Raw genomic sequence first — 18,700 nt, forward strand, 5'->3', positions numbered from 1 at the left:
TGCATCCTTGCGATTGGGTTGATGTCGAAAACGTGCGCATTATTGAAAAACTTCTGCGATTACATCGGTGCGTTTAGTCGTTCCAGGCGTTCGATCGTTCCAACGTCTGTCCAGTCTCCACGATACACCTCTCCGCCGATTTGGTTGAGATCAGCGTATTGCCGGATTATTGGCGCTAATTTACCAAATTCGCCAGCTGCCACAGAATCGAACATCATCGGACGGAACACGCCTATACCGGAATAGGTAAAACGTGGCTCACCTTCGTTAGAGACCGAAAAGCTGTTCACGGCAAAATCACCTTGCGGATGATGGTCCGGATTTTTTACCAGATATAGCCAGGCGACGTCGCGCGTTTCAAGCGGGTGGGGAACGCCCCAGACGTCGTTGTCTTCCAGCGTGGTTTTTACCTGCTCAAAGTTGAAATAAGGACAGTAAATATCGGCCGAAACTGCGACAAATGCGGCTTCGCCCAGCAAATGGCGTGCTTTGGCGACAGCGCCTGCCGTTTCCAGCGCTGTGCCTTCCGCCGAGTACGAAATTTTGGCGCCATATTTACTGCCGTCGCCGAGCGTATCTTCAATCAACTGGCCTAAATGGGCATGATTAATGATGATATCGGTGATGCCTGCGCGCACCAGATTGACGATATGCCAGACGATCAGCGGGCGACCCCTGACTTTCAGGAGCGGTTTGGGAGTAGTGTCGGTCAGTGGGCGCATGCGCTCTCCGCGACCGGCGGCAAAAATCATTGCTTTCATGAGATGCTTATATTTAATTATTTCAGTTAAAGGAGTTGGCGTGGTGGAACAGCGGCGTGTTCAGTAAAACGGCGTCTCCAAATGTAGCGTGACCAGTGTAGCGTCACCGGTCACCAGTCACCAGTCACTATTCACTATTCAGCTCTGTCATGGCGTGTTACCACCGATTACAACACGGACTTAGAAGGTATAGCCAATCCGTTGCGGCGTATCTTCCAGCTTATCAATCAGCCGTACCAACGGGATCAACTCGCGATAACGCAATGCCGTTTTTCGTACATAGTCCATCACCTGCGGAATGTGCTGCATGTATTCGGGTTTTCCGTCGCGGTAATTCAGGCGCGCAAATAAACCAAGGATTTTAAGATGGCGCTGCAAGCCGATATATTCAAAATCACGGTAAAAAGTATCGATATCGGGTGCAACCGGTAGGCCGACCCGTTTGGCACGTTCCCAATAGCGGATCACCCAGTCGAGTACCTGTGCTTCATCCCATGACCGATAAACATCGCGCAGCAGGGAAGCCAGGTCGTAGGTGATGGGACCGTATAGCGCCCCCTGAAAGTCCAGAACCCCGGGGTTGCCATTAGGCAGGACCATTAAGTTGCGTGAATGATAGTCTCGATGGACGTAAACTTGCGGTTGCGCCATATTGTTGGCAAGAATGGCATTGAACACCTCGTCGAGACTGGTACTTTGCTCTGTGGTCAAAGTGACATTTAGATGCTTGCCGATGTACCATTCAGAAAAAATCTGTAATTCTTTTTGCAAAAAGGCGCGGTCATATTCCTGCAAGACGTCTGGTTTGCTGTGGGTTTGCATCTTTACTAGCGCATCAATTGCGTCTAGATACAAAGCGTTAGCGTCGGTGTTCTCGGCGTTGAGTTGTTGCAAATAAGTTGTGGGGCCGAGGTCGGATAACAACAAAAATCCCCGTTCAACATCCTGCGCCAAAATGTCAGGGGTCGACATTCCTGCTTCGTGAAAGATTCCTGCAATAGAAATAAATGGCCGCACATCCTCTTGCGGTTGCGGCGCATCCATCACGATCAGGGTTTTGACCTCGCCAGGGGAGCCGCTAGCAACGCCTACGTTAGCGGCATCAATGCGGAAGTAACGTCGAAAACTGGCGTCGGCAGAGGCTGGCCGAATCGAATCAGCGAGCGTAGGGTGGTCGGCTAAGGTCGACAGCCAGTCAAGTATTTGTAGCAGGCGCAAATCCGGTGCGGCAAGGGGCAAACAGAGTGTTCCAGGCGCTGCGCACAGCGGCGATAATTCAGGTGATGTCATTAAGCGGTCCAGGAATACGGTTGTAGGTAGTCAGTTCCCATATAATAAGGGATTAATTTTAAAAAATCCCTACGATGGTGTTTGCTCAATGCATTTTTTGACACGATTTTCATCAGTGCCCCTTTCACAATCGTCGCCGCAATCATTGCTGTCGTCTCCACGCCGCTCGCCTTTTCGCGGACCTGCGGCTGGGCGCAAGCGCCAGATAGCGCGGTTGCCGCCGCCCCGTATGCAACGCCTCGCTTGGCTGATTGCGTCCGTATTGGCTTCTGCGATGCCGATATTCGTGTCGTCTCCAGCGATGGCGCAAACCGCACCGGTCCGGCCACCACGCGTCGACGAGAGCAATTTGCCCACCACCGTGGAGGCCAATCAGATGACCGGACGGCCAGATCGGGTGTTGAATCTCGACAACAATGTCGATCTGACACGCGGACAGACCGAGGTGAAATCCGATAAGGCAACTTATCGCATCATCGAAAACGAGGTCGAAGCTCACGGTTGTGTTCGCATGAACCGCTATGGCGACGAATATACCGGAAACGATCTCAAGCTGAATATGGATTCGGGTGAGGGGTTTTTAACCCAGCCGACCTATAAATTTGGTATCAACGGTGGCCACGGTGCTGCTGAACGGTATGATTTTCAGGACGAAGACCATGCGCGAGCGATTACGGGAACCTATACGACTTGCCCCGGTACCAATCCCGATTGGTACATTAAAGCCAATACAATGGATATCGACACCGGTCGCGGCGAAGGTTTAGCCCACGGCGGTATATTGTATTTTAAAGATGTGCCGATCCTGGCTTCGCCGATTTTGTCATTCCCGCTGTCAAGCGACCGTCAGTCCGGATTTTTGCCGCCGACGATCGGTGCCACCAGTACGGGCGGTGGCGAAATTAGCATGCCGTATTATTTTAATATCGCCCCCAACCGCGATCTGACGTTTACCCCGAATGTGATTACCAAGCGCGGTATTCAGCTGGGCCTGGAGGGACGCTATCTCGGCGATACCTATAGCGGCATCACCAAGCTCGAATATTTACCGAACGATATGCTGACCAAGACCAATCGTTATGCGATTGAGTCAAATCACACCCAAAACTTTGGTGGTGGGTTTGGCATGTCCTGGAACGTCAATTACGCCTCCGACAATCAATATCCGGACGATTTTTCCCGCTCAATTACCCAGAGTGCGCAACGATTGTTAAACCGCGAATTGGACCTTACCTATGGCGGAACCTATGGTAGCGTGACCGCGCTGGCATCACGCTATCAGGTATTGCAAGATTACGATGTCAACGGTAATCCATTGATTGTGCGTCCGTATGATCGGTTGCCCCAGGTGACTTACACCGTTGGTCGCCAGGACGTCGGTGGCTTTGACTGGACGGTGAACGCGCAATACACACGGTTCAAGAACAGCTTATATGACGTTCCGACGACGGTGCAATTGCCGGGCGAGGGAGACCGGCTGTATATTAATCCGCAGCTTTCCTATCCGATTATTGGTGCCAGTTATTTTTTGACACCAAAAATTCAACTGGACGCAACGTCGTATAGCCTGACGGACGTGGTGCCTGGTGCGCCAACCAGTTTTAGTCGCGTGCTTCCGACGTTCTCGCTGGATGGTGGGCTGACTTTTGAACGCGAAGCCAAACTATTTGGCAACGCCGTGACTCAGACCCTGGAACCACGGATGTTTTATGTGCGCACACCCTATAAGGATCAGAATAATTACCCGCTGTTCGATACCGGCGTCGCTGATTTCAATTTTGCGCAGATTTTCACAGAGAACAGTTTTGCCGGTCATGACCGTATTAGCGATGCAAATCAGCTAACTACGGCGGTCACCTCTCGCTTTATTCAGGAGAATGGCGTCGAGCGTCTGCGTCTGGCGATCGGTCAACGTTTTTATTTCACGCCACCTCTGGTGACGTTGGATAACACGATTACCAATAGTCGCTCTGATTTGCTGTTAGGGGCAAGCGGACAGGTCACCAGCACCCTCGGTATCGACAGTAACATTCAATATAGCCAAACTAATAATACACTGCAGCGTGCGAATTACAGTCTGCGCTGGCAGCCCGCACCCAAAGAGGTGATTAATTTCGCGTATCGTCTGGATCGCACTCCTGCAGATGTCGCATTGAATAACAACGAAGTACTGAAACAGGTCGATCTTTCCGCACAATGGCCAATAGCGAAGCGCTGGTATGGTGTGGGTCGTATCAACTATTCGTTGCAGGATCGTCGCGTTGCTGAAGGCTTGCTCGGCGTAGAGTACAAAGCGGACTGTTGGGTTTTTCGTGTAGTTGCACAGCGGACACCTACCTCGACAGCACAGACTAGCTCGGCATTATTTTTCCAGCTTGAATTGAATGGTTTGACCAAACTCGGCTCTAACCCGATGCAAGCGTTAAAAGGCAGCATCCCAGGTTATCAGAATGTAAATCAACCAGACAAGATCATCAGTAATTGAATCCGTCATACTTATATATGAATGCTCTCATCATTATGCGTAAAACCAATCAGTCCAACAAAGCACAACTTGCCACTATCATTGTCGCGACGCTGTTAAATGTCACTTCTGGCGCATGGGCACAGAACTCGGCAGCCAGCCCGTTGAGCCCACCCCTCATGCCATCGCCAACCACATCAACTGCTAGGGGAGCCGCTGCGCCGTCGACGACGGCCAGCAATACACCAGAGACGATCGATGCGATTGTGGCGGTGGTAAATAACGAAGTCATCACGCGCCAGGAGCTAGCCTTGCGCCTGAAAGATGTTATTCAACGTATGAAAAGCCAGGGGATGGAAATACCGCCTCCGGCAGAACTGCAAAAACAATTGTTGGAGCGTCTGATTATGGAACGCGCCCAAGTCCAGGCAGCCAAAGAATTTGGATTGTCGGTTGATGACAAAATGCTCGATGCAGCCATTGGTCGCATAGCGGACCAAAATAAGATGTCGATGGCGGATTTCCGCAAGCAATTAATTCATGACAACATTCCATATCCCGCTTTCCGGGATGACATCCGTCGCGAAATTTTGCTGCAACGTCTGCGCGAGCGCGAAGTCGATAACAAAATTCAAATTACCGAATCCGAAGTCGATAATTATCTGATCGCCGAAGCCAACAACAAACAATCGCAACAGGCGCAGCAAGAAGTTAACCTTGCGCAAATTTTGATACGTGTGCCTGAAAACGCGACACCAGCGCAGGCGGCCGAGCGTCACAAGCGCGCTGAAGAGGTGCTGCAACAGCTCCGTTCAGGTGGTAACTTTGCCAAAATTGCGGCGACCTATTCGGATGCGCCTGATGCACTGACCGGTGGCGAATTAGGATGGCGTCAGCAGGATCGTTTGCCAAAGTTGTTCCTCGATGCGATTGCAACGCTGACACCGGGTCAGCTTTCACCGATCTTGCAGAGTGCGAACGGTTTCCATATCATCCGGCTCAACGACAAACGCGCTTCGACCAATGTCGATAAGCCGGCGGCCGCGCCAGTCGAGCAAACTCACGTACGCCATATTTTAATCAAGGTAACGCCGACGGTATCCGCAGCTGAAGCCAAGAAGCGCTTGCTTGAATTGAAAGATCGCCTGGATAATAAGGCCGCGACTTTTGAAGACCTTGCAAAACTTTATTCGAATGATCTGTCAGCGTCTAAAGGTGGCGATCTCGGCTGGATTTACCCTGGCGACACGGTCCCGGAATTTCAGCGTGCGATGGATGCACTCAAGCCGGGCCAAATCAGCGAGCCGATTGAAACCCCTTTCGGTTATCACCTGATTCAAGTGCTGGAACGCAAAACTGACACCGTTTCTGCAGATCGCAAACGCCTCGCAGCTCGCGCTGCAATTCGTGAACGGAAGCAGGAAGAAGCAACGAATGACTGGTTGCGCGAACTGCGTGATCGCGCTTACGTCGAATACCGTACTGACGACAACGGTTGATCGCGGTTGTGGTTGCTTGATCGTGGTTGATGGTCTAGCCCCGCGTGCCTTGGCTATTCTGGGGACGCAGGGTTAACGTAAAAGCCTGCGTAAGATCGCAGTAGAGCTGATTGAAGCTGAAGAGAGCCGATATGAAGCGGCAAAGCGGCTATTACCGGCACACCAGCACGATTGTCATGAGTTATTTAATGGTCCCGCAATGACAGTTCAGAATGTAGTCAGTCCCGCAACACCAGCACCAGGCGCTGCTTTGCGTCGTCCCATTCTTGCGATCACCTGCGGTGAACCGGCAGGAATCGGTCCAGAGATTTCAATCAAGGCGGCGTGGGAACTGCGCGCCGGAATCAATAGCATTCTGATCGGGGACGCTGCTTTTTTAGCAATGATAGCGGCGGAAATTGATCCACAGATTAAATTGGTGGCACTTTCGGAGCAGGCATTTCTCTTTAGTGGTTTGCCAGATTTTGGTCCAGAGCGTATTGCTGTGATTGATTCCCCTTTCAGCGTGCACGTGGAGCCCGGCAAGCTGGACCCGCGCAACGGCCGCGCTATCTTAAAGACACTGGATATCGCAATCGCCGGTGCGGTGGCAAAAAGCTTTGACGCTATCGTCACCGCGCCTCTGCAAAAAAGTAGTATCAACGACGCTGGCGTTCATTTCACAGGCCACACAGAGTATCTGGCGGAGAAGACTGGCACAGCGCAAGTGGTGATGATGCTGGCGACTGATCGCACGACACCGCCGTTAAGAGTTGCGTTAGCCACGACGCATCTGGCCTTGAAAGATGTCGCCGCCGCGATTACCGTCGAAGGACTGAGCCGTACTTTAGATATCCTGCATCACGATTTACAGACTAAATTCGGATTGAGGCAGCCGCGTATTTTGGTCACCGGCCTGAATCCGCACGCGGGAGAGGGTGGATACCTCGGGCGCGAAGAAATCGATATCATCACGCCTGCATTGGTAGCAGCGAAGGCCAAAGGATTGCAAGTCAGCGGTCCTTATCCCGCCGATACCTTGTTTCAGCAAAAATATCTGGATCAAGCCGATTGCGTGCTGGCGATGTATCACGATCAAGGTTTGCCAGTGCTTAAATACGCCAGCTTTGGTCATGGCATTAATATCACACTTGGTTTGCCGATCATTCGCACCTCGGTCGATCATGGCACTGCGCTCGACCTGGCCGCGGCCGGATTAGGGAAGGCCGACCACGGCAGCATGCTGGCTGCGCTCAATGCTGCGGCTCAAATGGTCACCGCGAAGGCTACTTTAGACCTGGTAAACCTTTAGTCTGAGGAATAGCGACACCGGATACTCACAATTTTGCGGATCAAAATGTGTCCCTCAGGGCGGCCGCAGGTGTGTGAACCCGGCTTTGTCAATAACAGTCACTGGAACATCCCGTCATATCGTTGTAACCGCGTCACGTTCTTTAGCGCGTAATTTTGTATGACAGCGTTTTTACGAAGGCGCTTAAAAAGGGCGCAACGACCCGCGGCGCTTTTATTACGCCTTTTCATTCTATTAGTAGTATCTTTTACATCAGCGCATCTCAAAACATGAAACATATTGCACGTAAGCGCTTCGGCCAAAATTTCCTCACGGACAAGCAAGTATTGACCGATATCATCAGTGCAATAGCGCCGCAAGCGGACGACAACATGGTCGAGATTGGTCCCGGCTTAGCCGCCATGACCACTTTGTTGCTCAAATCGTTGAAGCAGCTGCACGTGGTGGAATTGGACCGTGATCTGGTAACACGGCTGGAAAAAACCTTCGACCCCGCTCGTCTTCATGTGCATTCTGCAGATGCGTTGAAATTCGATTTCAGCAGCATTCCTTTGCTGGGCGAAGGCAAACTGCGGGTGGTCGGTAATTTGCCGTATAACATTTCGAGTCCATTGCTGTTTCAACTGACCGAGATTGCCCCGTTAGTGCAGGATCAGCATTTTATGTTGCAAAAAGAAGTGGTGCAACGGATGGTGGCGGAGCCCGGTAGTAAAACGTTTGGCCGCCTCTCCGTCATGCTGCAGTGGCGCTATAAGATGCAGCTCATGTTCATCGTCCCACCGACCGCATTTGATCCGCCGCCGCGCGTGGAATCTGCCATTGTGCGTATGATTCCGATTGCGGAGCCGCTGGTCTGTGATCAGAAGAAGCTGGAAGATGTGGTTTTAAAGGCCTTTACGCAACGCCGTAAGGTGATTCGGAATAGTCTGGCGGGCATGTTCACCGAAAATGACTTGATAGACGCTGGTGTGGACCCGCAGGCGCGCCCGGAAACGATCGCCATGGAACTGTTCGTTGGCCTGGCGAACCGACTGAAGTAGTCTCCGGAGCCGCCTTCCTAAACGCTGCACGCTCCATGCGCTTTTACCGATCGGCATGTAACGGCATTACCGGTGGACGTAACAGTGGTAAGAGAAATGTAAGGAAATGTACGAGAAACATTGAGAACATATTGCATTCGTATAATCGGCTACTTAAGCCAGCCTTGAATGCATTTTGCGGCTGGTTTCCTGATGCCGTATGGGTATTCAGCGCAAAAAAGAGTCAATAAACGTTTTTTTGATCCAACTTGATCTGTTAGCGTACACCGAACCATGTTTGGTGTCGCAGGCAATCACCCCCCCCGGAGATAAAATGCTCACTTCTACGTACGCTCTTATCAGTCTTTCATCAGAGCAAAAGAGGGTGCATGACCTCTTGGTGATGGTGCAGCGATTACTTCAAGACGGTTCAACTGAAAGGCCGCGTAGTGATCAGGTAATTCTTGATTCGATAGGTCGCCAACTAACCAGACTTGACGCCTCCTGCCATCGTCGAAAAATGGAAATTTTCGTGATTCCTGCGATCATGAGTGCGACCAAAGAAGCAGATTTCTTGCTGGCCGAGCTAGAAACCTTAAGCGCCACTTGCTTGCAGGTACTTGAATCAGTCGGGCACTGGGTGCAGCAAGCTGTTGACGACGGGACGAGAGAAGTCACCGAGTTGTATTCTTTAGTCGCGCTCTATTGCAATAGCATGCTGTTGCGATTAGCCAAAGAAGAAGATGCATTGTTACCACTGGCCCAACGGGTGATATCGAGCGACGACTGGTTTGCTATTGGCGTGCAATTTTTGTCACATGACGCTGAAGCGAACGCGCGCCACCAATGTATGTGCGCGGAGCGGGAGCTTGCTCCGGGGGCAACATCCATTTATCCATTCAATGTCCTCCTAGGGCAACATGAAAATTCCAGCTCCGCTCTCCGCAACGATGTGTCGGCGTGGCATTAACCATTAACGCCTTTTGCCACGATTTCCTATCTGATATACCGCAGTAGTTATAGTTTTGCGTTCGGCCAATGCCCTGGCTTGCGCTCAATCAATTCGATCTTGTAACCGTCCGGGTCCTGCACGAAAGCGATATTGGTCGTGCCGCCCTTTACCGGACCGGCTTCACGGGTCACATTCCCGCCTTGTAACTTGACGTCGGCACAGGCCTGATGCACATCCTCCACTGCGAGGGCGATATGTCCATAGGCAGTTCCCTGGTCATAACTGTCCACGCCGTAGTTGTAGGTCAATTCCAATTCTGCGTGGTCTGGATTCGTGCCGTAACCGACAAATGCGAGGGTATATTTGTATTCAGGATTGTCGTTCGTCCTAAGCAATTTCATGCCAAGTACTTTGGTATAAAAATCGATGGAACGTTGCAGGTTGCCGACGCGCAGCATAGTGTGTAGGAGTAGCATAAATTCTTTCGATCATGGGAAGGGTTGGCACGCAGCGACGGCGTACGAAGAAAAAATCACAAAAAAGCAATTTCAACAGCAAATGTCGAGCTTAAAATATAGGCAGTGTTTCTTGCGCGCTATCACGCAATGTCCGCCGCGCCGTTTCAAATTCCGGGAATATGGATTGTACTGTCGCCCAAAAGCGCGGGCTGTGGTTCATTTCGCGCAGATGCGATAGCTCATGCGCAATCACATAATCGATCAACGGCAGCGCAAAATGCATCAAGCGCCAGTTCAGCCGGATTTTGCCGTCTGCGGTGCAGGAGCCCCATTGTGTGGTCGCAGACGAGAGCGCATAGGATTTGTAGGTCACGCCGAGTTTATTTGCATACAGCGGAAGCCGTTCACCGAATACGCGTTTGGCTTCCAATTGTAACCAGCCTAACACACGGTCTTTCAGCTGCTGTTCGCTCGCATCGACAGGTAAACACACCGTCAATGTTGCAGCTTCCGGATCGTATTCGATACCGGCCACCTGGGTAGCGCGGATACGAAGGGTCAGGTCGGCACCAAGATACGGCAGCGTTTCACCGTCGGACCATGTCATCTGAGGTTGCAGACGACGCGCAGAACGATCGCGATATTCATGCAATTTTGCAAATATCCAACGCTTTTTCTCTCGGATCGCACTTTCAATCTCCACCACAGTTACCCACTTTGGGGCCGTCACGCGCAGTCCGTCATCACTAATGACAAAACCAATTGAGCGCCGCTTGGAGCGCAACAACGCATAGTCAAGCACATGCGCGTCAATCTGGAGGCGGCGTTTTCCTGCAGCCACTGGAAGTAGTGGAGCGGGCGGCTGAGCATCCTGAGGCGCTGGCCTGAGATCGGGGGCGCCGGTAGTTGCTTCGGACGACGGCGCTGATACAGGTCGTTTTAGTGGCGGAGCGCTATGCCCGGGGGACGCAAGCAACGTTCCATTGTCAGGGTAGGGCGCATCGACACTGAACAGGTCCAGTTGGCGCGCCAGCGGTTGCGGCGGCGGAACCAGCGGCCGCAGATGCGGCTTGGTGTCAGGCGTCGAGGGTTGTTTCTTTTGATGCAAAAATTTCAAGATTGTCGGCTGTGATTGTGAACAATGTTGATCAAAATTCCCGGATACTATTTTGGATAAGCATGTGGTGAAATGACCCGCATCTCTGATTCTATCCAATTTTCAACTTTTTCCATCATCTCTGCGCTATTTAGGCCTTCGGGGGAAATCGGTTTGCCGATAGAGACAGTAATCATCCCAGGTTTCTTGATAAAAGAATTCTTCGGCCAGCACTCGCCAGCGTTCACGGCGATAGGAACCACCACAGAGTTGGTCTCGATGGCAAGTCTGGTGCCACCGTGCTTATATTTACCCTTTTGACCGACTGGAATCCGCGTGCCTTCCGGGAACATGATAATCCACTGGCCGTCGGCCAGGCGCCTGCGTCCCTGAGTGACAACCTGCGCGAAGGCATCACGGCCTTTGCGATCAATCGGGATCATGCGTAATAACGCTATGCCCCAGCCGAAAAAAGGAATGTACGTGAGCGACTTTTTGAAGACGAACACCAAAGGGCGCGGTGTCATTGGCAGCAAAAAGATGGTTTCCCACGCCGATTGATGCTTCGACAGCACAATGGCCGGAGCGTCTGGAAAATTTTCAGCACCTTTGATTTGATATTGAATGCCACAGAGAACCTTCGCCAGCCATACAATAAACACGTTCCAGCGTGAGGTTAAATAATATCTTTTGGCATAGGGAAAGGGCGCGAAAAAAAGACAGGCAACGGCCCAGATCACGGTCGCGACCGTCATGATTGCAAAAAATAGCACCGAGCGAAGAAACAAGAAAAACTGCATACATACTCCAAAAATTTTATTCGCAGCAAGGTCAGGCAGCCATCGCCTGCAGTTAGGTTTGGACTGTCAGTCCCGCCTACTGTAAACGTAAGGCATATCCATTGCCGCCCAAAGTCATTACCGGCAGGAAGCTAAAGTCGCTTCATGCCTTGATCGGGTTAGCGCCGTTCGTTATCCCGTCTAAATCAGGGACATTAGACCGACATGTCGACCGTTTTTTTTAACAGAAAATCAACCACCGCTGCCAAATCCGGAAATACCATCGTGCCGGGTGGCAGGCCGCCTTTTTCGCGGGTAGTCTGGCCTTTTCCGGTCAACACCAGATAGGGCGCACATCCTGCGACGAAACCGGCTTGTAAGTCACGCAGCGAGTCTCCAACCACCGGAACGCCGCCGCGCAAACTGATCTCGAAACGCTTGGCGATATCGGCAAACATGCCCGGCTTAGGCTTGCGGCAGTCGCAGTTATCTTCGGCTGCATGCGGGCAAAAGAAGACCGCGTCAATTTCTGCACCGACCAATTGCGCGGCCGTGTGCATCTTTTGATGGATCTCATTGAGTGTTTGCATGTTAAGCAAACCACGGGCAACGCCTGACTGATTGGTTGCCACCACCACGTGATAGCCCGCTTGATTCAGGCGGGCGATCGCTTCCAGTGAACCTTTGAGTGGAATCCACTCATCGGGTGATTTGATAAACGCATCGGAGTCCTGATTAATGACACCGTCACGGTCCAGAATGATCAGTTTTAGAGTCTGTGCCATGGCTTTCCTAAGCGACCAGCTTGGAGATATCAGCAACCTGATTCAACATCAGGTGTAAATTGGACAACAGCGCCAGACGGTTGTTACGCAAATGCTCATCTTCCGCCATCACCATCACCTCATTGAAAAATGCATCTACCTCTGAGCGCAAGCGTGCGAGCGATTGTAACGCGCCAGCAAAGTCACCTTGGGCAAACGCTGCATCAACCTGCGGCTTCACATTCGTCATCGCAGCGACCAGATTTTTTTCAGCCTCATCCTGCAACAAACCAGTCTGAACCGTGCCGGTATCGACCACGTTATTTTTTTTCAGAATGTTGGTGATGCGCTTGTTTGCTGCCGCCAATGCTTCGGCTTCTGGTAACGCTGCAAATGCCTGCACTGCATCCAGACGTTCGATGATGTTGGTCAGTGTGTCGGGTTGTTGTGCTATGACTGCTTCGATCTGGCTCGGTGCGTAACCACGCTCGCGCAATATGCCACGCAAGCGGTCGTACATAAAACTTAACACCTCGGCGCATGGATCCTTGAAATTCGTATTCTCGGAGAATGACCCGGCAGTCGTTTGCAACAACTGTTGTAGCGATAACGGCAGGCGTTTTTCGAGCAACATGCGCAATACGCCTAAGGCGTGGCGACGGAGCGCGAAAGGATCTTTGTCCCCGGTTGGTTGCAAACCGATACCCCAGATACCGACCAGTGTTTCCAGTTTATCCGCCAGTGCAACCACGGTGCTGGTGTCGGTAGTTGGCAACGCATCGCCGGCAAAGCGCGGTTGATAATGTTCAGAAATGGCCAGCGCAACTGGTTCCGCCTCGCCGTCATGGCCTGCGTAGTAGGTGCCCATGATGCCCTGCAGTTCCGGAAACTCCCCGACCATATCGGTCAGCAAATCGGCTTTGGCAAGTTCAGCCGCGCGCGAAGCGCGTGCTGCCAGTAGTGGATCGTTGCTCCATAGTGCTGCGATGGCAACCGCGATGGTCTGAACCCGCTGGGTGCGCTGAAACTGATTGCCGAGTTTATTGTGGTACACCACATTCGCGAGTAACGGGACGCGCTCTGCCAGGGTCTTTTTCTGATCTTGTTCGAAGAAAAATTTGGCATCTGCCAGCCGTGGACGGACCACGCGTTCATTGCCTTGAATAATGTATTGCGGATCTTTGGTTTCCAGATTCGATACAATCAAAAAGCGCGAACGCAGCTTGCCGTCAGTATCAGTCAGCGCAAAATATTTCTGATTGGTTTGCATTGTCAATATCAGGCATTCTTGCGGAACCGACAGATACTCATCCTCAAAGTGGCATGGATACACCACAGGCCATTCGACCAGCGCAGTGACTTCGTCCAGCAACGATTCCGGCATCAGCACCAGATCATCACCGGCCTCTGCCAGCAACGCCGCGCGGATTTGCTCTTTGCGCTGACTGAAGCTGGCGACGACTTTGCCTTGGCTTGCCAGCACTTCGACGTAACTCTCGGCGTCTGCAATGGTGATCGCGCCTTTTGACAAGAACCGATGTCCGCCGGTAATGCGATCCGCATTCAGGCCCAACAAACGCAGCGTCACCACGGTGTCGCCGTGCAAGGCGATCAGTCGGTGTGCAGGGCGTACGAAATGCACCGTTTCACCGGCGGCAGGGCCGTGCTGTAGCTGATAGCTCATTTGCTTGGGAATCGGCAATTTGGCGATCGTGTCATCCAAAATGACTTGCAAGCCGACTTCGAGTGCGGCACCTTTGGCGGTGTAGCTATAAAAAAAGCTTTCAGCCTTGCCATCGACGGCACGTTCCAGCTGGTCCGGCGTAATCAGCACAGCGTTCGTTGTGGCAGCTAAAGCGGCCAGTTTTTTGATTAATGGCACGCTCGGCTGACCTTGCGCGTCCAGTGCGACGGAAACCGGCAGCACTTTTTCCCGCATGGTCTTATCCAGAGAGATCGCACGCACGTTACTGATGATGACCGCCAGACGTCGCGGCGTCGCGTACGTGGTGGCGACCGCATCGCTGGCCAAAAAGTCGCGTGCTTTCAAACCGTTGAAAATACCGCTGGCAAAAGCGTTGCCGAGTTTTTCGAGCGCCTTCGGTGGCAATTCTTCAGTAAAAATTTCGATTAAAAGGGTAGAACTCATGCTACTTCACTCCCTGCGCGACGCGCCACCGTGTTGGTGTATTCGTCGCCAAATTCTTTTAGCAATAACGGCGCGTTTTTTTCGTTCAGTTCCCACATAGGAAAGCCGAGCGTCTCGCGCGATTCGTAATAGGCCTTCGCCACTTCGCGTGAAAGGTTACGAATACGACCCATATAAGCAGCGCGTTCGGTCACCGAAATTGCGCCGCGGGCATCCAGCAAATTGAATGTATGCGCTGCTTTTAACACCATTTCATAGGCGGGCAGGGCCAACGGCACCGCCAGCAATTTCTTGGCCTGTGCTTCATAGCTGCCGAACAGCGGGAACAGGAACTCGGTGTCTGCGTACTCAAAATTGTAGGTCGACTGCTCAACTTCATTCTGGTGGAAGACGTCGCCGTAGCTCAGGTGTTTTTTGACATCGTTTTCAACCCATTCCGTCCAGACCAGATCGTAGACGTTTTCGACGCCTTGCAAATACATGGCAAGGCGTTCGATGCCATAAGTAATTTCGCCCAACACCGGTTTGCAGTCAAGACCGCCTACTTGTTGAAAATAGGTAAATTGGGTGACTTCCATGCCGTTCAGCCAGACTTCCCAGCCCAGACCCCATGCACCCAGGGTCGGATTTTCCCAGTCATCTTCAACAAAGCGGACATCGTTCTTTTGCAAATCCAGCCCAAGCGCCTCAAGCGAACCCAGATAGAGATCCAGAATGTTTTCCGGCGCAGGCTTCAGGACCACCTGATATTGGTAGTAATGCTGCAACCGGTTAGGGTTGTTACCGTAACGGCCATCCTTGGGGCGGCGTGATGGCTGGACGTAAGCTGCACGCCATGGCTCTGGTCCGATAGCGCGTAAAAAAGTCGCGGTGTGCGAGGTGCCAGCGCCGACTTCCATGTCGTAAGGTTGCAGTAACGCACAACCTTGCGCGCCCCAGTAGTCTTGCAATTTGAGAATTATTTGTTGGAATGTAAGCATTATTTTTTGTGCTGCTCCATGCGGCTGGGCGGGTTGCTAAAAAGCAAAGTGAGTTTCGCTAAAGGAGCGATTTTAGCGGGTTTTAACGGCCTTATGTAGCTGGCCGCTGTTATGTGGTGCTTATGTGCTGCTCATGTGGTGCTTATGTGCCGCTCATGTGGTGCTCATGTGCCGCTCAGGTGGTCGCTGCGTTGCAATTAATGTATTGTCAACCTGCTATCTGTTGGGCATGCTCAGGACGTAAATACCGTCGGAGGCAAATTATTTATTCAATTTTTACGGCTTTGGCGCTTACGGCCAGAGATCCTTGCCGCGGCCAATAACAGCGTGGCCAACATCAGCAGCAGGCGGTTACCCAGAAGAATATAAGGCGTATTCCCGGTGAAGCCCTGAACCGATGCTGCCAGCACGCCGGAAGTCAGCGGCGGCAAGTACGCTGTCACATTGCCGTGTGGATCGATGACAGCGGTGGTGCCGGTATTTGTCGCACGCAACATCGGACGGCCGCTTTCGATACTGCGCATTTGTGAAATCTGTAAATGTTGCGGAAGAGCAATGGAATCACCAAACCAGGCAATATTCGACATATTCAGTAATACCGTCGCCGCAGGATGCCCTGCAGCTCTTGTGGCAGACAGTTGCGCCGCGATTTCCTCACCGAATAAATCTTCATAACAAATGTTAGGCAGGACCCATTGATCCTTGACCGCAAACGGTGGTTGCACCACCGCGCCACGGGTAAAGTCTCCCAGCGGAATATTCATCAAAGCGACAAACCAGTGAAAGCCGTACGGAATGAATTCGCCAAATGGCACCAAATGGTGCTTGTCATAGCGATAAAGGCGAGAACCGTTGGCATCGGCGGCATCGGCAGTATTAGCTACGGTAGCCGGCGAAAATCCCAGTACGCTATTCGCATACAGATTCGGGCCATCCGTGAGGGGAATCCCCAACGCGATGGTACTGCCGGATTGTTGCGCGAACTGGGCGATTGCAGGGATGTATTCTGGCGGTAGCTGCGTTTGCAAAAGCGGTATCGCGGTTTCCGGTGTGGCGATCAGGTCGGCAGGCGCGGCGCTAATCATGTCCTTATACAGCGCTAATGTATGATCGATTTTGCTTGGATCGAATTTCATCTCCTGCGCGACATTACCTTGCAGCAAGCGTACCGAGATCGGTTGTCCGTTAGGCTTGGTCCAGTTGATGTGGTGCAGGCCAAACCCCAGAAGCAAAACGCCTATCGCCGCGCAGGCCGGCAATTTTTTTTGGGGCAATAAGGCCAGACAGCCACCGATTAACGCCGCGATCAGCCCGACGCCGTAGACGCCAACGATCGGTGCATAGCCAGCGAGGGGACTCGCGGTGTGCGCATAGCCGGACACCAGCCATGGAAAGCCGGTGAAAATCCACCCGCGCACCCATTCGCTCAACGCCCACAGTGCGGGAAAAATCGTCACCGCTGTCATCAATGCCGAAGCGTCCCAGCGGCGGCGCAGCCAGACGGTTAATCCCGTTGCCGCAGCGGCGTGCAGCCCGACAAATAGCGCCAGCAATACCACCGCCAGAGCAGTAATCCAACTCGGCATTCCCCCATACACGTGCATACTGATGTATAGCCAATAGACGCCGCAGACGCTCCAGCCAAAGCCGAACGCCCAACCCAGCAGCACAGCTTGTTTAACCGTGTCGGTTTTCAGCAAACCCCACATGAGTATTGCCAATGTCAGCAACTGAATCGGCCATGCGCCGAACGGGGCAAACGCCAATACATTGATTGCGCCCAGCAGTGCGGCAAGGGGAAGTTGGATCGAGGTAACGCGCAAGGTCATCGGTATGTAGTCCGGCTAGAGTGAGTCTATGCGCTAAAGTGGATCGATTGAATGGTTTGAATGGTTTGATTCAGCATATCAATCAGATCCGGTAGGCAAGCGGGGCGAAATGAAGGCGACTTAATAGAAGGCGGCTTAATATCTGCAGGTGGATACAAATTACAAATGCCGCAAGCCAACCTGACCGAACTTGCCGACTTATGCGTCATCGTCGGGCAGCGCGCCCTGAATTTTTTCGACCAGCAATACATGCACCTGACGAGGATCGGCGCGCAGCACCTCAAAGCGCACGTGGTCGAAAATGAATTTGTCACCTTTACGTGGTACGCGACCCAAATGATTGGCTACCAAACCGCCGATAGTGTCGACGTCTTCGTCTGAAAAGTGTGTTTCCAGCGCCTCGTTAAATTGCGCGATTTCAGTCAGCGCCTTGACGCGCCAGCGGGCGCCGTGGTCGCCGTCGCGGATAACCAGAATGTTGTCTTCTTCTTCGTCGAAGTCATATTCGTCTTCGATGTCACCGACGATTTGCTCCAGCACGTCTTCGATGGTGATCAGACCGGCTACGCCGCCGTATTCATCCACCACAATTGCCATGTGATTGCGGTTGGCGCGAAAGTCGCGCAGCAACACATTCAGACGTTTGGACTCGGGAATAAAAATAGCCGGTCGCAACATGTCGCGCACGTCGAACGACTCTTCTGCATAGTAGCGCAGCAGGTCTTTCGCCAGCAGTACGCCAATCACTTTGTCGCGATCACCATCCACAGCCGGGAAGCGTGAGTGCGCGGTCGATAATACTTCCGGCATCCATTCTTCGATGGGCTTGGTGATATCGATCATATCCATTTGCGAGCGCGGCACCATGATGTCGCGTGCGGACAGATCGGAAACCTGAAACACCCCTTCGATCATCGATAAAGCATCGGCGTCGATCAGGTTGCGCTCGTGCGCATCTTGCAAAACATCGAGAAGTTCTGCGCGGTTTTCAGGCTCGGGGGAAATGAGGGCGGTCAGGCGTTCAAACAAAGACCTGTGGGGTTTAGCGTCAAAGGATTTGACGCTACTAGAGTGCTCGGGCATATGGCGTTAGCCTTGGATATACGTTATTTCGAATGCGATAGGATACAACAAATATGTGACAGGACGAAGAAACGTGCCTATTTGAGTCATTATATTGGCATAAATGAGGTTATTTTAACCACAATTAAAAAAGGCAACGCGGTGATCGCATTGCCTCAAAGTTGCTTACTCTTGCAATTTATTTCTTCATTTCATCTTTTGCCATGCCATCCTTACCCATTGCATCTTTGTCCATGGTCGATTTTTTCTTCATCGTATTGGCTTTTTTAGTCATTTTATCTTTCGC

At 52.1% G+C, this 18,700-nt stretch carries 15 protein-coding genes; 5 read left to right on the forward strand and 10 right to left on the reverse strand.

Annotation, left to right across the window (positions count from 1 at the left end):
- Nucleotides 1–59: 59 nt before the first annotated feature.
- Together murU and JQN73_RS13320 are read right to left on the reverse strand one after the other, a co-directional pair.
- Nucleotides 60–761 (reverse strand): N-acetylmuramate alpha-1-phosphate uridylyltransferase MurU, encoded by a 702-nt coding sequence (gene murU / locus JQN73_RS13315; RefSeq protein ID WP_205319374.1) that lies wholly within the window; start codon nt 759–761, stop codon nt 60–62.
- A gap of 180 nt (nt 762–941) precedes the next feature.
- Complete coding sequence (locus tag JQN73_RS13320; RefSeq protein WP_205319375.1) at nt 942–2,051, reverse strand: aminoglycoside phosphotransferase family protein; 1,110 nt, start codon at nt 2,049–2,051, stop codon at nt 942–944.
- Nucleotides 2,052–2,166: 115 nt separating this feature from the next.
- Between JQN73_RS13320 and JQN73_RS13325 the strand changes: the two genes are divergently transcribed.
- The 5 genes from JQN73_RS13325 (at nt 2,167) to JQN73_RS13345 (ending at nt 9,294) form a co-directional block, all read left to right on the forward strand.
- Entirely contained in the window at nt 2,167–4,536 is a 2,370-nt protein-coding gene (locus tag JQN73_RS13325; RefSeq protein ID WP_240162256.1) for an LPS-assembly protein LptD, read from the forward strand.
- Nucleotides 4,537–4,553: 17 nt separating this feature from the next.
- Nucleotides 4,554–6,014 carry a peptidylprolyl isomerase gene (locus JQN73_RS13330; RefSeq protein WP_205319376.1) on the forward strand — a complete coding sequence of 487 codons (1,461 nt, stop codon included), beginning with the start codon at nt 4,554–4,556 and terminating at the stop codon, nt 6,012–6,014.
- Between the two features lie 199 nt (nt 6,015–6,213).
- Nucleotides 6,214–7,305 (forward strand): 4-hydroxythreonine-4-phosphate dehydrogenase PdxA, encoded by a 1,092-nt coding sequence (gene pdxA / locus JQN73_RS13335; protein WP_205319377.1) that lies wholly within the window; start codon nt 6,214–6,216, stop codon nt 7,303–7,305.
- Between the two features lie 269 nt (nt 7,306–7,574).
- On the forward strand, nt 7,575–8,345 hold the full coding sequence (gene rsmA / locus JQN73_RS13340; protein WP_205319378.1) for a 16S rRNA (adenine(1518)-N(6)/adenine(1519)-N(6))-dimethyltransferase RsmA: 771 nt from the start codon (nt 7,575–7,577) through the stop codon (nt 8,343–8,345).
- A 313-nt stretch (nt 8,346–8,658) separates the two neighbouring features.
- The gene (locus tag JQN73_RS13345; protein ID WP_205319379.1) at nt 8,659–9,294 is read left to right on the forward strand and encodes a hypothetical protein; all 636 of its coding nucleotides are present in this window, start codon (nt 8,659–8,661) and stop codon (nt 9,292–9,294) included.
- A 47-nt stretch (nt 9,295–9,341) separates the two neighbouring features.
- Here the strand turns inward: JQN73_RS13345 and gloA are convergent, their stop codons facing one another.
- The 8 genes from gloA to JQN73_RS13385 form a co-directional block, all read right to left on the reverse strand.
- Complete coding sequence (gene gloA / locus JQN73_RS13350) at nt 9,342–9,752, reverse strand: lactoylglutathione lyase (protein ID WP_205319380.1); 411 nt, start codon at nt 9,750–9,752, stop codon at nt 9,342–9,344.
- A 91-nt stretch (nt 9,753–9,843) separates the two neighbouring features.
- Nucleotides 9,844–10,842: a M48 family metallopeptidase gene (locus tag JQN73_RS13355; protein ID WP_370551363.1), complete on the reverse strand. Its 999-nt coding sequence runs from the start codon at nt 10,840–10,842 to the stop codon at nt 9,844–9,846.
- Nucleotides 10,843–10,898: 56 nt separating this feature from the next.
- A complete protein-coding gene (locus tag JQN73_RS13360) occupies nt 10,899–11,630 on the reverse strand; it encodes a 1-acyl-sn-glycerol-3-phosphate acyltransferase (RefSeq protein ID WP_205319381.1) in 732 nt (243 codons plus the stop codon).
- A gap of 194 nt (nt 11,631–11,824) precedes the next feature.
- Nucleotides 11,825–12,394: a D-glycero-beta-D-manno-heptose 1,7-bisphosphate 7-phosphatase gene (gmhB, locus tag JQN73_RS13365; protein ID WP_205319382.1), complete on the reverse strand. Its 570-nt coding sequence runs from the start codon at nt 12,392–12,394 to the stop codon at nt 11,825–11,827.
- Between the two features lie 7 nt (nt 12,395–12,401).
- The gene (glyS, locus tag JQN73_RS13370) at nt 12,402–14,522 is read right to left on the reverse strand and encodes a glycine--tRNA ligase subunit beta (protein WP_205319383.1); all 2,121 of its coding nucleotides are present in this window, start codon (nt 14,520–14,522) and stop codon (nt 12,402–12,404) included.
- A complete protein-coding gene (gene glyQ, locus JQN73_RS13375; RefSeq protein ID WP_205319384.1) occupies nt 14,519–15,502 on the reverse strand; it encodes a glycine--tRNA ligase subunit alpha in 984 nt (327 codons plus the stop codon). Before glyQ ends, glyS begins: the two co-directional genes overlap by 4 nt.
- A gap of 269 nt (nt 15,503–15,771) precedes the next feature.
- Nucleotides 15,772–17,331, reverse strand: a complete 1,560-nt coding sequence (lnt, locus tag JQN73_RS13380) for an apolipoprotein N-acyltransferase (RefSeq protein WP_205319385.1) — start codon at nt 17,329–17,331, stop codon at nt 15,772–15,774.
- 198 nt (nt 17,332–17,529) lie between these two features.
- Nucleotides 17,530–18,414 carry an HlyC/CorC family transporter gene (locus tag JQN73_RS13385; RefSeq protein ID WP_205319386.1) on the reverse strand — a complete coding sequence of 295 codons (885 nt, stop codon included), beginning with the start codon at nt 18,412–18,414 and terminating at the stop codon, nt 17,530–17,532.
- Nucleotides 18,415–18,700 lie beyond the last annotated feature (286 nt).

It is taken from the genome of Glaciimonas sp. PAMC28666, assembly GCF_016917355.1.
Taxonomy (GTDB): domain Bacteria; phylum Pseudomonadota; class Gammaproteobacteria; order Burkholderiales; family Burkholderiaceae_D; genus Glaciimonas.